Origin of the sequence: Paraburkholderia unamae (assembly GCF_003268775.1) — a bacterium.
Lineage (GTDB): Bacteria > Pseudomonadota > Gammaproteobacteria > Burkholderiales > Burkholderiaceae > Paraburkholderia > Paraburkholderia unamae.
Genome location: NZ_QLSU01000002.1, coordinates 268,282 through 280,679 on the forward strand (window position 1 = coordinate 268,282; position 12,398 = coordinate 280,679).

Below are 12,398 nucleotides of genomic sequence, written 5' to 3' on the forward strand. Positions count from 1 at the left end.
TCCGCAAATTACAGCGGCGACTGGCGGCCGTGGGGCAGCCGTGGATGTAGCGCCGGGTCGGCAATGAGCGGCGAGGGCGAAGCCGCGTTGGATATGTCGCGCGATCGAGAGCTGAAAATTGAATCGCACTACGAACTAAATGGCGATGCAGTTAGCTCGTAGTGCGAGGATGGACGCGTGGATAAGCATTGTTTTCGTGGGCGGCGCCACACGCGCTGGCGATCGCCGGAAAAAGCGCCCGGGCCGGGAGGCCCGGGCGAAGCCATCGGATTAACGACGGCGGAGGTATTCGATCAGGTGTGCAAAGCGCTTGCGTACGTTCGAGGCAAGCGCTTTTGCCGTGCTGCTGTGTTACGGATGGTTATACATCGCGTTCCAGTCGGCCTTGGTGACAGCGGGGCGGCCGGCATCCGAACTGCCTGCGGCCACGCCGCCGTAACCGCTCGTGGCACCGTTGGCGGCTGCCACCTTTGCTTCGGCAGCGAGGAGGTCGTCGGGGTAGTGCGGGTCCGCCCCTGCGCCCGGACGCCAGCCCGCCTTTTCGAGCTGCACGAGCTCGGCGCGCACCTGGGCGCGGGTCACGGGCGCATTCGATTGCGCGAACGATGCCATCGGTACGACGAGTGCAACGGCAACGGCTACGGTTTGGATCAGGGACTTCATGGCAACTACCTCCTTTGGTTTTTGATTCGGTGCGACAACTTGTCTGCATCCGATGAGTGAAAGTCTAGGAGGATCGTCGTCGCGGGTTAACCCCTATGCTTCAGAAGCATTGTTCCAGGCGGTGGAAGAATGGGGTGGGGTGAGGCGGGGGTGATGTGCGGCATGGCGAGGCTTCGCGCAGACCAACACGCCACATCTCCGGGCAAATTGCGCGCATTTGTCCGCCATCGCATATGCCATTAATCAAAGGACTACCAGATGCACGCAGTCGCAATCAGGGAGGGCGCTTTTGTTGGATGGGGTGCGTGCTAGCGTATCGCACTCCATCGCCCGAGGACTGACAGTGAAAAGTCGCGACCTTGCCGGCCACAAGACCGCCTTGAAGCGCCTGCCGCATATGCCCTCGTTCAAGCAACTGAAGCGAGGGAAGCTGCCGAGGCCGTTCCACAAAATCGGTGGTCCACGCTATTTCGCGACGGGCCTGATTCCTGTTTCGCATTCCCATTCGGTCCTGTTCATTTGGGGCGACGGCGAAATTCTCACAGACACGAAGTTTTACGGGTATCTGCTGTGCGGACTGCCTAACGGTTCCTGGTCCCCACTACTTGAGTTCCATTGGCATCCAAGCCACAAAGGTATCCACATCAAAGTTCCCTGCAATACCAATCTGGATTACACCAATCGGTTACTCCCCGGTGCTCCTGAGTTGGCATTAAAATCCACTCGCACGTTCGATCCGCGGATTCCCAGTGACCGAAGTCACTTGATCACGGTATTCTGCAAGGCGACCGGCATCACGCTCGGGCGAGCTGACGACTTATGGAACTGACATCCACCCTGAAACGGGCCATCTGTGGTCTATTTGAGGTGCACGCCGACGAGAAGGGCGTGCAACGGGTAATCACGCCTCTCGAATACCCTGGCAGCGGGGATCGCATTGTCATCCGGGTTCGGCCCACCCAGACCGGCTACAAGATTGACGACAACGGCGAGGCCGCGCTCTACGCGAGTATGGCTGGCGGTGATGTCGAATCGGACGTCGTGGCACGCTGGGTAGAGGAGACGCTTGCCTATTCGCCCACCACGTTCTCGGATGACGAGGTTATCTCTGTCACCACTCCTGACGAACGACTAACGGCACCCTATATTTTCCGCGTCGCCGAGGCGGCGCAGCATCTATTTTCCGTCGCAACGGCTCGAGGTCCCAAAAAGACCAGTGATTTCCGTGAGCGCCTGGCAGCGGTGATCGAGAAAACCGCCACGACTTTGGGTGTTGCATTCCGCTCGGACGTGGAGTTACCAATCGCGGGAGGTATGAAGGCTGATTACATCCTCGATCACCAGGTGCCTCTGTTGGTCATCGCGGCGACGAATGCAACCCGCCTGCTCGAGGCAGAAGTCATTCACGTCCAATATCGCCTGGAAAAGAAGCCGGGATTTGTTCTGGCCATCGCGGAGAGTCAAACGTCGGTCGGCAAGGCCCAGTTCGAGCGCGCGAATTACTACACGGGCAAAACGGTCACCTTCAGCGAATCCAATCTCCCGAAACTCATCGAGCACCAACTCCACTAACCATCGCCTGGCCGACGGCGAAAGTACGCGCGTTATCACAGCGCGCCCCTTTCGGAGCGCGCCTGGTCACCGCAATTCAAACCGGTCTCGCAGCGGCTTAAGCGCTGCGCTCGACGACGGCCTGCTTAATGGTGGTTGTACACGGGAGCCGAGTACGACGAAACCCGACTGTCGCGCGCTTGCCCGGCATCCGACGAGCCGTTTGCGACACCACCGTAACCGCTCGTTGCCACTTGCTGTGCAGCGACCTTCGCTTCGGCGGCCTGGATCGCATCCGGGTAGTGCGCCTGGTCACCATCGCCAACGTGATAACCGGCCTTTTCGAGCTGAACGAGTTCCGCGCGGACCTGGGCGCGGGTCACCGGGCCGTTCGACTGTGCGAACGAAGCAACCGGCACAACAAGGGCGACAGCAACTGCAACGGCCTGGATCAGGGACTTCATGATTACCACCTCCATCGACTTTTGTTAGCGGTGCGACAACTTGTCTGCATCCGATGAGTGAAAGTCTAGGAGTGTTGCGCCCAAGGGTTAACCCCTATGAATCGAAGGCATTGTTCCAGCCCGTAGCAGAATGCAGGCATCGGCAAAGCAGGTGCAGGTCGGCTTGGTACTGACATTGGTGCTGGCCTGCAAAGCCGGGAGAAATCGGTGCGATACAAAACTCGGGGACGAACCGAAAGCCACGCCGCAAGCAGAATGGGCTGTCGTGAATGGCGCCACAGACGCGTGCCCACCACTTGATGCGCGGCACCGGAGCGGCGCAGCGGCGATAGACAGCGTGTTTAGCGAAATGGGTGCGATAGACGATCAAGGGCAAAAGCCTTGGATCGATCTCATCGAAAAAGCGCCCAGGCCGTCAGGCCCGAGCGAAGCCATCGGATGGCCGACGGCGGAGGTATTCGGAATGGAACTGGCCCGCTCGCGGATATTGCCGCGCTAGCGAGCCGGTTCTTTAAATGGGAGCGCGCTACGGTACTGCGCGCTCAGACTGCGATGCTCAGATCAGGTACTTCGGGCATCCTGCCCGTGTATCCGAAATCAGTGCATCAGGGATGGCTGTACATCGCGTTCCAGTCGGCCTTCGACACTGCCGGGCGACCCGCTTCCGACGAACCGCTCACAACACCACCGTAACCGCTCGTTGCCACTTGCTGCGCAGCGACCTTCGCTTCGGCGGCCTGGATCGCATCCGGGTAGTGCGCCTGGTCGCCGTCGCCAACGTGATAACCAGCCTTTTCGAGCTGAACGAGTTCCGCGCGGACCTGGGCGCGGGTCACCGGGCCGTTCGACTGTGCGAACGAAGCAACCGGCACAACAAGGGCAACAGCAACGGCAACGGCCTGGATCAGGGACTTCATGATTACTACCTCCATCGACTTTTGTTAGCGGTGCGACAACTTGTCTGCATCCGATGAGTGAAAGTCTAGGAGTGTTGCGCTCAAGGGTTAACCCCTATGAATCGAAGGCATTGTTCCAGCCCGCAGCAGAATGCAGGGATCGACTCGGCGCGTGGAGGCCTGCTTGATACGGCATTCGCGGTGGCCAGCGAAGCTGAGAGAAACCGGTTACTTCCCAATACAAAACCGGCTAAAAATCACGCCCAGGAGATCATCGGACGTGAATTCGCCCGTAATCGCGTTGAGCGATTCCTGTGCGAGCCGCAGTTCCTCGGCGAACAAATCGAGTAGTTGGGAGTTTTGGTCCGCATGCGCCGCCGCCTGCTCGAGATGCTCACGCGCCGCCCGCAACGCAATCAGATGCCGCTCGCGCGCGAGATACACGCTCTGCGCGTCCGCCTGCCAGCCCGCAATGCGCAACAGCTCCGCGCGCAGCAGCCCGATGCCTTCGCCTTTTTTCGCGGAAAGGCGCACCTCGCAAACTTCGCTGCCGTCCACAGCCGCGCGCCGGGTCACGTCGGACGCCGCGCCGGTTAGGTCCGTTTTGTTGAGCACGCGCACTACCGGCACGCCCGCGGGGAATCGAGCGGCGATCGTCTCGTCTTCGGCGTTCATGCCCGTGCGCGCATCGAGCAGATGCAGCACCACGTCGGCGCGGCCGATTTCGCTCCACGTGCGCTCGATGCCGATCTTCTCGACTTCGTCCTCGGTGTCGCGCAGACCTGCGGTGTCGATCACATGCAGCGGAATGCCTTCGACCTGGATCGTCTGGGAGATCTTGTCGCGCGTCGTGCCGGCCACGGGCGTGACGATCGCGAGCTCGGCGCCCGCAAGCGCGTTCAGCAGCGACGACTTGCCCACGTTCGGCTGCCCGGCGAGCACCACCGCAAGCCCTTCGCGCAGCAACGCGCCCTGGCGCGCCTCGGAGAGCACGTGGTCGAGCTGCGCGCGGATGCGCGCGAGCTTGCCGCGCGCGTCGGCGGCTTCGAGAAAGTCGATCTCCTCTTCGGGGAAGTCGAGCGTCGCCTCCACAAGCATGCGCAGCGTGACGACGTCGTCCACGAGCGCGTGGATGTCGCGCGAGAACGCCCCGTCGAGCGAGCGTCCGGCCGAGCGCGCGGCGGCCTCGGTGCTCGCTTCGATCAGGTCCGCCACGGCCTCGGCCTGGGCGAGGTCGAGCTTGTCGTTGAGGAACGCGCGCCGCGTGAACTCGCCCGGTTCGGCAAGTCGCAGCCCAAACTCGCGGCCTGCCTCGATGCAGCGCTGCAAGACGAGCTGGAGCACGATCGGGCCGCCGTGGCCCTGTAGTTCGAGCACGTGCTCGCCGGTGTAGGAATGCGGAGCCGGGAAGGACAGCGCGATGCCACGGTCGAGCACCGTGCCGGCGCCGTCCAGGAAGGGCACGTAGCTCGCGTGGCGGGCGGCCAGCTTCTGTCCGGTGAGGGCCTGCATCAGGGCTTCGGTCGCCGCGGCGCCCGCGCGGCCCGCCGAGACGCGCACAACACCAATTCCGCCGCGTCCGGGCGCAGTGGCAATGGCGACGATGGGATCGGAATCGGTGGCGAGCATGGCAGGAGTGGACCGTAGAGCAGAGCTGGAATCGGCGCGAACGGCGACAGGCAGAGCGGTCGCGGAACGCGAGGCATTGTAACGCGGCGGACAGATCGTTCCCCGGTGGCAAGTCGCTTTGAGAGCCGTCGCGTTTTATCTTGATTTAGATAAGAGTGATCTTATTTATTTCTGCCAAATCAAGGAAAAAACCGGTGTGCTGTTCGGCCAATCGTCGGCTGAGCAAGGAATCAATGGAGACACGATCGAAATCATAAGACGATTACAGGCGGGCAAGTTATCGCTTTTATGCGCTAAACATAGCCTAATTGGTTGTCTTCTTCGTCGATTTCGGGCTGCACAATCTGGCCCATGCCCACACCCGAAGAAAAAGCCGCCTTTGCCGAACGTCTTAAGTTCGCGATGAAGCGCGCACCCGAAAAATTGCGTGGCAGCACCGACCTGGCCAACCGGTTCAACCTGCGGCATCACGGCGAGCATCCGGTGTCGCCGCAAACGGCGCACAAATGGCTGAGCGGCCGCACCATCCCTACGCACGACAAACTGGAGACACTGGCGAAATGGTTCGACGTCGATCTGCACTGGCTGCATTACGGGCCGCCGGGTAACGCCGTTTCAGCAGTGCCGAGACCGCGCAAGCCGGACGAAAAATATCCGCTCTCCGAAGAAGCGCTGGAACTGGCCTCGAAAATCGAATCGCTCAGCGCTCACCACCGTTACCTCGTGCAGGAACTGATCGCCCAATTCTACGGTGACGCCGACAAGAATTGACCCGCGAGCGCGACCACCGCGCTTTGCGCCGTCAAGAAAATAGCGGCCCAGCAAAACAAAAAGCCGTCCGGCGTGAACCGGACGGCTTTTTTTCGAGCCCCGAGCAAGCGGCGGGAGTCACTCCGCGCCGCTTCTACACTCAAGCTTCCTTCTTCTTGCCTTTGCCCATCATGCGCGTGATGTAGTACTGCTGCGCGATGGAGAGCACGTTGTTCACGACGTAGTACAGCACGAGACCCGCCGGGAAGAAGAAGAACATGACCGAGAACGCGATCGGCATGAACATCATCATCTTGGCCTGGACGGGGTCCGGCGGCGTCGGGTTCAGCTTGGTCTGCACGAACATCGACACGGCCATCAGCACCGGCAGGATGAAGAACGGGTCCTGCTGCGAAAGGTCGTGAATCCAGAGAATCCACGGCGCGCCGCGCATTTCCACCGACGAGAGCAGCACCCAGTACAGCGAGATGAACACCGGAATCTGGATCACCACCGGCAGACAGCCGCCGAACGGATTCACCTTCTCGGTCTTGTAGAGCTCCATGAGCGCTGCGTTCATCTTCTGCGGGTCGCTCTTGAAGCGCTCGCGCAGCGCCTGCATGCGCGGCGTGATTTCCTTCATGCGCGCCATCGACTTGTAGCTGGCGGCGGAGAGCGGGAAGAACACGGCCTTGATGAGCAGCGTGAGCAGCACGATCGCCCAGCCCCAGTTGCCCACATAACCGTGGATCTTCTCGAGCAGCCAGAAGAGCGGCTTGGCGATGATCGTCACCCAGCCGTAGTCCTTCACGAGCTCCAGACCCGGCGCGACGCCTTCGAGCATGCGCTCCTCTTCCGGACCGGCGAAGAGGCGTGCCTGCACGTTGTCCGTCGCACCCGGAGCGATCGTGCCGAGCGGCTGCTTCACGCCCACGCGGTAGAGCGAGTTGTCGAACTTCTCGACATAGATGCTGCGCTTGGCGCCCTGCTGCGGAATCCACGCGGTCGCGAAGTAGTGCTGCACCATCGCGATCCAGCCGTTGTCGGCCTGGCTCACGAAGTCGGCCTTGTTCTTGTCGATGTCGCTGAACGTGATCTTCTGGAAGTGATGCTCGTTCGAGTACACCGCCGGGCCGATGAAGGTGTGCGAGAAGCGCGGCGTTTCGACCGGCTCGCTGTCACGCACGATTTCCATGTAGAGCGTGGGCGAGACGGGCGCGCCGCTCACGTTCTGCACCTTCCAGTCCACGCCGATCACGTAGCTGCCGCGCGTGAACGTGTAGGTCTTGGTGACCTTCACGCCGCCCTTCTCGGGCGACTGGAGCGCGACCTGGAACGAGTTGGCGTCGCCGGTCAGCTCGCGCGGACCGTCGACGGCCGTGAACACGTCGTTGTGATTCGGGAAGTCGCCGCCGAGCAGGCCCGTGCGCGCAAGATACGTGTGGTCGTTCGTGTGGTCGAACAGCGTGATGTACTGCTCGGGACCCTTGCCGTCGGCGCTTTCCTTCACGAGCGAGAGCTTCACGAGCGTGCCGCCGCGCGTGTCGATCACGCCGTCGTAGACGTCGGTGCGGAAATGCACGAGCTGTGCCGCGACGGCGGCGGGCTGGGCCGTGTTCGTCGGCGCCTGACCGGCGGCGGCGTTAGCCGTCGGCAAGTCGGACGCGCCATTGGCGGCGCTGGCGGGCGCGGCGCCGCCCGCGGCGGTTTGCGTCTGCGTTTGCGTCGCGCTCGGGAAGAACATCGACTGACGTCCGTGGTCGCGCTGCCAGTTGTCGTACAGCATGACCGCTGACATGAAGAAGATGACCCATAGGACGGTGCGTTTGATATCCATGCGTTGTCTCAGTGTCGATGGAATGGCGCGTCAGCGCTTTTTCGGAGATGCAGGCGGGACGAGATCGACGCCGCCCGCCGAAAACGGATGGCAGCGGCACAGCCGCCGCGCGGCGAGGTAAGTCCCACGCGCGGCGCCATGATACTGGATTGCCTCGCGTGCGTAATCCGAACAGGAAGGATAAAAACGGCACCGGTTGCCGAGGAGGGGACTCACGGCAAGCTTGTAGAAACGCAGCAGTGCGATCAGTACCGTTTGCATGGCGTTGCGGCCCGACTGCGCCGCGCTCGATGACGAAGCACGCGCCGCTCGCGCGGCGCGCACATCGGAAATACCGGACTCGCGCGCCCCGCTCATGACGTGCGGGGTGTGCCTGTTTCGGACGTGCCCTGGTCCGGCGGCAAATCCTTACCGGCCTGGTCACGCGCCGGATCTGCATCTGGTGCCGCGGTTTGCGTCGCGCAAGGGGTGCGCGCGGATGTCGCAGGCGCGGCAGGCGAAGCGCCTGCGCGCCGCGTGACTTCGCGCGCGGCCTTTTCGAGCAACGTCTCGATCTCGCCGCGGCACAAGGCCTTGAGCCCCGGCGACGACGCGGCCGGCCGCGCCTTGCGGTCGAATTTCGTGTGCAGGCGCAGCAGCAGGTCGAAACCTTCGAACTGCGCGCGACGCACGCGAAACGCCTCGCGGGCGATCCGGCGCACGAGATTGCGCGTGACTGCGCGCGGCGCGAACTTCTTGCCGATCACGAGCCCGAGCCGCGCCTCGTTACCCGTGGGCCGGCCGTACACAACGAAGTGCTCGGTGCGGCGCCAAGGGCGCAAACGAAAAACGGATGAGAATTCATCCGTTTTCAGTAGCCTTGCGGCTTTCGGAAAAGCGGCTTGCGTTCGCGACGGCATGACGCCCCGATCAGTTACCGGGGTCGTCCTGTTCGCCGTGCTCGCGAGCGGGCCGCTACCCGTGATTTCGCTGATAGCGATGCTGCCCGACTTAGACGGCGAGGCGCTTGCGACCCTTCGCACGGCGTGCGTTGATCACTTTGCGGCCACCGGCGGTCTTCATGCGCACGCGGAAACCATGGGTACGCTTGCGACGGGTAACGGAAGGTTGGAAAGTACGTTTCATGTTGCTCTCACTGTTGAGTTTTGACCGCGGCGAGCATCGCGGAAAAAGGCAATGGCCGGTGGTACTAGGGATTGGTTTTCGAGGAACCCGCTATTTAAGCCGCTTTTTCGTTGGCCGTCAATAGGTTAGGGCATCGAACCGCACGCGACGGCTATGCGGCGGCCATATTGACGGGGCTGCGGGGCCGGTGGCGACCGAACGTCCGTGCGTTGATCCGTCCCTGTGGATAACTTCCTGGTCAGGGGATTTCGGCGTTAGAATCTCGGCTATCCCAAGAATCCTGCATGCCGCTCCGGCCCGCCTGCTTGCCGCAAAACCCTTGCCGCGCGGGCTTCCGGAGCATTTGCCGTCGCTCCGCCAGGGCCTCGTTGCATTGGTGCGACAAGAGCGGAGCGACCGCAATGTATGCAAACAAAACGACCACAGCAACTCGATGAACGAATTCTGGCAACACTGTTCCGCACTACTGGAGCGTGAGCTAACGCCCCAGCAGTACGTGACGTGGATTAAACCGTTGGCCCCGGTTGCCTTCGATGCTGCGGCGAACACGCTGCAGATAGCCGCTCCCAACCGCTTCAAGCTCGACTGGGTCAAAAGCCAGTTTTCGGGCCGGATCACCGACATGGCGCGCGACTTCTGGCAGACGCCTGTCGACGTGCAGTTCGTCCTCGACCCGAAGGCGGGCATGCGCGCGCCTCACGTCGCGGCACCCGCTGCGCCGCGCGCGCCGCTTTCGCCCGCGCGTGTCGACGCCGCGCCGGTTGGCGCGGCCATGAGCGCCAGCGCGCCCCAATCGGCCACGATGGGCGGCACGGGCCTCGCGGGCATGGTGCAAGCCGCTTCGGCCGCCGCGCACGCGAGCGCCGATGACGCCGCCGATCTCGACCTGCCGAGCCTCGACGCCAACGAAGCCGCCGCCGGCCGCCGCACGTGGCGCCCCGGTCAGGGCGCGGCTGCGGCCGCCTCGAGCGGCGAGCCGGACCCGACCTACGAGCGCTCGAAGCTCAACCCGGTGCTCACGTTCGACAACTTCGTGACCGGCAAGGCGAACCAGCTCGCGCGCGCGGCTGCCATCCAGGTGGCGGACAACCCCGGCATTTCATACAACCCGCTGTTCCTGTACGGCGGCGTGGGCCTCGGCAAGACCCACTTGATCCACGCGATCGGCAACCAGCTTCTGCTCGACAAGCCGGGCGCGCGCATTCGCTACATCCACGCGGAGCAGTACGTGTCCGACGTGGTGAAGGCGTACCAGCGCAAGGCGTTCGACGACTTCAAGCGCTACTACCACTCGCTCGACCTGCTGTTGATCGACGATATTCAGTTCTTCTCGGGCAAGTCGCGCACGCAGGAAGAGTTCTTCTACGCGTTCGAGGCGCTGGTCGCCAACAAGGCGCAGGTGATCATCACGAGCGATACGTATCCGAAGGAAATCTCGGGTATCGACGACCGCCTGATCTCGCGCTTCGACTCGGGCCTGACGGTCGCGATCGAGCCGCCCGAGCTGGAAATGCGCGTGGCGATTCTGATGCGCAAGGCGCAATCGGAAGGCGTGAGCCTGAACGAGGACGTGGCGTTCTTCGTCGCGAAGCACCTGCGCTCGAACGTGCGCGAACTCGAAGGCGCGCTGCGCAAGATCCTCGCGTACTCGAAGTTCCACGGCCGCGAGATCTCGATCGAGCTGACCAAGGAAGCGCTCAAGGACCTGCTGACGGTGCAGAACCGCCAGATTTCGGTCGAAAACATCCAGAAAACGGTGGCCGACTTCTACAGCATCAAGGTCGCCGACATGTATTCGAAGAAGCGTCCGGCCAACATCGCGCGCCCGCGCCAGATCGCCATGTATCTGGCCAAGGAGCTCACGCAGAAGAGCCTGCCGGAAATCGGCGAGCTGTTCGGCGGCCGCGACCACACCACGGTGCTGCACGCCGTGCGCAAGATCGCCGACGAACGCACCAAGGACGCCCAGCTCAACCACGAGCTGCACGTGCTGGAGCAGACGCTGAAGGGTTAATCGCAGGTCCGTAGCACCCACGCAGCAGGCAAAAGGCGGGGCCGGAGGTCGCAGCCGGGCAGGTACCCCCTGTTTATTTCGCGGATCGCCCCCAATTTAGGGAAGTGGTCCGTTTTCAGGCACAATATGGGTTTAACCGCCCGGCGGTCCGGGGCGGTCACCACGCCGCGGCCTGTGCTGCATCAACCGCCTGAGCGGCGCCAGGGCCGCGTGACTTACGTGGAGTCACGTCGGCAGTATCGGCGCCGGGCGGGCGCGCAGACCGTCACATCAACGAAGGAACTCTATGCAACTGGTCAAGACCGAACGCGATAACCTGCTGAGGCCGCTGCAAACGGTGAGCGGCATTGTCGAACGCCGCCACACGTTGCCGATCCTCGCCAATCTGCTGATCACCAAAACCGGTTCCGACGTCTCGTTCCTGTCGACCGACCTCGAGTTGCAGATCACCACGACCGCCGATTTCGGCGTTGGCAACGACCAGGTCGCCACGACGGTCGCGGCGCGCAAGCTGCTCGACATCCTGCGCGCGATGCCCGACGGCCAGGTCACGCTCACGCTCGCCGACAAGCGCCTCACGGTGCAGTCGGGCAAAAGCCGTTTTGCCTTGCAAACGCTCGCCGCGGACGAGTTCCCCACGGTGGCGCAGGCCAAGGACTTCGGTGCGAACCTCGCGGTGCCGCAAAAGACGTTCCGCCAGTTGCTCGGCATGGTGTATTTCGCCATGGCGCAGCAGGACATCCGCTACTACCTGAACGGCATGCTGCTCGTCGTGGACGGCGACCAGCTCATGGCGGTCGCGACCGACGGCCACCGCCTCGCGTTCTCGTCGATGAAGATCGAAGGCTCGTTCGCGCGCCAGGAAGTCATCATCCCGCGCAAGACCATTCTCGAACTCCAGCGCCTGCTCGAAGACATCGACGACACGCTGAAGATCGACATCGGCTCGACCCAGGTGAAGTTCACGTTCGGCCAGGTCGAACTGGTTTCGAAGCTCGTGGAAGGCAAGTTCCCCGACTTCCAGCGCGTGATTCCGAAGGCGCACAAGAACACCTTCCAGATCGGCCGCGAAGAACTGCAACGCTCGCTGCAACGCGCGGCGATTCTCACGTCCGACAAGTTCAAGGGCGTGCGCTGCATCATCGAGCCGGGCCAGCTCAAGATCATGTCGACCAACGCCGACCAGGAAGAGGCGCAGGAAGAGCTGGAAATCGCCTACCAGGGCGACACCATCGACATCGGGTTCAACGTCACGTATCTGCTCGACGTACTCGCGAACCTGAAGGTCGACACGCTGGAAGTGAGCCTCGGCGACGCCAGTTCCAGCGCACTCATCACGATTCCCGAGAACGAGGAATTCAAGTACGTGGTGATGCCAATGCGCATCTAAAAAGCGCGACAGAAGAAGAACACCAGGGGGCGCTGCGCCCCTTTGGCGTTTTTATGGCTTTTCGAAAAAGTCTCGAGCA

12 protein-coding genes and 1 pseudogene are annotated in these 12,398 nt (G+C 62.5%); 5 read left to right on the forward strand and 8 right to left on the reverse strand.

Annotated elements, in window-relative coordinates; all coding sequences use genetic code 11:
- Window positions 1-351: 351 nt before the first annotated feature.
- The gene (locus C7401_RS03795; protein WP_112170012.1) at window positions 352-663 is read right to left on the reverse strand and encodes a DUF4148 domain-containing protein; all 312 of its coding nucleotides are present in this window, start codon (window positions 661-663) and stop codon (window positions 352-354) included.
- Between the two features lie 343 nt (window positions 664-1,006).
- Between C7401_RS03795 and C7401_RS03800 the strand changes: the two genes are divergently transcribed.
- Together C7401_RS03800 and C7401_RS03805 are read left to right on the forward strand one after the other, a co-directional pair.
- Window positions 1,007-1,492, forward strand: a complete 486-nt coding sequence (locus C7401_RS03800; protein ID WP_224044993.1) for a hypothetical protein — start codon at window positions 1,007-1,009, stop codon at window positions 1,490-1,492.
- Window positions 1,483-2,235 (forward strand): hypothetical protein, encoded by a 753-nt coding sequence (locus tag C7401_RS03805; protein WP_224044992.1) that lies wholly within the window; start codon window positions 1,483-1,485, stop codon window positions 2,233-2,235. Before C7401_RS03800 ends, C7401_RS03805 begins: the two co-directional genes overlap by 10 nt.
- Window positions 2,236-2,360: 125 nt before the next feature.
- Here C7401_RS03805 and C7401_RS03810 read toward each other — a convergent pair whose 3' ends face one another.
- The 3 genes from C7401_RS03810 to mnmE all read right to left on the reverse strand — a co-directional run bounded on the left by C7401_RS03810 (window position 2,361) and on the right by mnmE (window position 5,203).
- Window positions 2,361-2,678, reverse strand: a complete 318-nt coding sequence (locus C7401_RS03810; protein WP_112170014.1) for a DUF4148 domain-containing protein — start codon at window positions 2,676-2,678, stop codon at window positions 2,361-2,363.
- A gap of 605 nt (window positions 2,679-3,283) precedes the next feature.
- Window positions 3,284-3,595 carry a DUF4148 domain-containing protein gene (locus C7401_RS03815; protein WP_112170015.1) on the reverse strand — a complete coding sequence of 104 codons (312 nt, stop codon included), beginning with the start codon at window positions 3,593-3,595 and terminating at the stop codon, window positions 3,284-3,286.
- 207 nt (window positions 3,596-3,802) lie between these two features.
- On the reverse strand, window positions 3,803-5,203 hold the full coding sequence (gene mnmE / locus C7401_RS03820) for a tRNA uridine-5-carboxymethylaminomethyl(34) synthesis GTPase MnmE (protein WP_112170016.1): 1,401 nt from the start codon (window positions 5,201-5,203) through the stop codon (window positions 3,803-3,805).
- Window positions 5,204-5,554: 351 nt separating this feature from the next.
- On the opposite strand from mnmE, the gene C7401_RS03825 reads away from it, so the two are divergent.
- A complete protein-coding gene (locus C7401_RS03825) occupies window positions 5,555-5,974 on the forward strand; it encodes a transcriptional regulator (protein WP_112170017.1) in 420 nt (139 codons plus the stop codon).
- Between the two features lie 139 nt (window positions 5,975-6,113).
- Here the strand turns inward: C7401_RS03825 and yidC are convergent, their stop codons facing one another.
- The 4 genes and pseudogenes from yidC to rpmH all read right to left on the reverse strand — a co-directional run bounded on the left by yidC (window position 6,114) and on the right by rpmH (window position 8,915).
- A complete protein-coding gene (yidC, locus tag C7401_RS03830) occupies window positions 6,114-7,790 on the reverse strand; it encodes a membrane protein insertase YidC (RefSeq protein ID WP_112170018.1) in 1,677 nt (558 codons plus the stop codon).
- Between the two features lie 30 nt (window positions 7,791-7,820).
- Window positions 7,821-8,051, reverse strand: a complete 231-nt coding sequence (gene yidD, locus C7401_RS03835) for a membrane protein insertion efficiency factor YidD (RefSeq protein ID WP_028211944.1) — start codon at window positions 8,049-8,051, stop codon at window positions 7,821-7,823.
- A 218-nt stretch (window positions 8,052-8,269) separates the two neighbouring features.
- Window positions 8,270-8,689, reverse strand: a pseudogene (gene rnpA, locus C7401_RS03840) (ribonuclease P protein component); the annotation flags it as partial.
- 91 nt (window positions 8,690-8,780) lie between these two features.
- Window positions 8,781-8,915 (reverse strand): 50S ribosomal protein L34, encoded by a 135-nt coding sequence (gene rpmH / locus C7401_RS03845; RefSeq protein ID WP_026120950.1) that lies wholly within the window; start codon window positions 8,913-8,915, stop codon window positions 8,781-8,783.
- A 433-nt stretch (window positions 8,916-9,348) separates the two neighbouring features.
- On the opposite strand from rpmH, the gene dnaA reads away from it, so the two are divergent.
- Together dnaA and dnaN are read left to right on the forward strand one after the other, a co-directional pair.
- Window positions 9,349-10,929 carry a chromosomal replication initiator protein DnaA gene (gene dnaA / locus C7401_RS03850; RefSeq protein ID WP_220092805.1) on the forward strand — a complete coding sequence of 527 codons (1,581 nt, stop codon included), beginning with the start codon at window positions 9,349-9,351 and terminating at the stop codon, window positions 10,927-10,929.
- Window positions 10,930-11,215: 286 nt separating this feature from the next.
- On the forward strand, window positions 11,216-12,319 hold the full coding sequence (gene dnaN, locus C7401_RS03855; RefSeq protein WP_112170020.1) for a DNA polymerase III subunit beta: 1,104 nt from the start codon (window positions 11,216-11,218) through the stop codon (window positions 12,317-12,319).
- Window positions 12,320-12,398 lie beyond the last annotated feature (79 nt).

What these genes read in the sequence shown, in the direction of transcription:
- C7401_RS03795 (WP_112170012.1), bottom strand. Translation starts at nt 663, where the DNA reads ATGAAGTCCCTGATCCAAACCGTAGCCGTTGCCGTTGCACTCGTCGTA.
- C7401_RS03805 (WP_224044992.1), top strand. Translation starts at nt 1,483, where the DNA reads ATGGAACTGACATCCACCCTGAAACGGGCCATCTGTGGTCTATTTGAG.
- C7401_RS03810 (WP_112170014.1), bottom strand. Translation starts at nt 2,678, where the DNA reads ATGAAGTCCCTGATCCAGGCCGTTGCAGTTGCTGTCGCCCTTGTTGTG.
- C7401_RS03815 (WP_112170015.1), bottom strand. Translation starts at nt 3,595, where the DNA reads ATGAAGTCCCTGATCCAGGCCGTTGCCGTTGCTGTTGCCCTTGTTGTG.
- mnmE (WP_112170016.1), bottom strand. Translation starts at nt 5,203, where the DNA reads ATGCTCGCCACCGATTCCGATCCCATCGTCGCCATTGCCACTGCGCCC.
- C7401_RS03825 (WP_112170017.1), top strand. Translation starts at nt 5,555, where the DNA reads ATGCCCACACCCGAAGAAAAAGCCGCCTTTGCCGAACGTCTTAAGTTC.
- yidC (WP_112170018.1), bottom strand. Translation starts at nt 7,790, where the DNA reads ATGGATATCAAACGCACCGTCCTATGGGTCATCTTCTTCATGTCAGCG.
- yidD (WP_028211944.1), bottom strand. Translation starts at nt 8,051, where the DNA reads ATGCAAACGGTACTGATCGCACTGCTGCGTTTCTACAAGCTTGCCGTG.
- rpmH (WP_026120950.1), bottom strand. Translation starts at nt 8,915, where the DNA reads ATGAAACGTACTTTCCAACCTTCCGTTACCCGTCGCAAGCGTACCCAT.
- dnaA (WP_220092805.1), top strand. Translation starts at nt 9,349, where the DNA reads ATGAACGAATTCTGGCAACACTGTTCCGCACTACTGGAGCGTGAGCTA.
- dnaN (WP_112170020.1), top strand. Translation starts at nt 11,216, where the DNA reads ATGCAACTGGTCAAGACCGAACGCGATAACCTGCTGAGGCCGCTGCAA.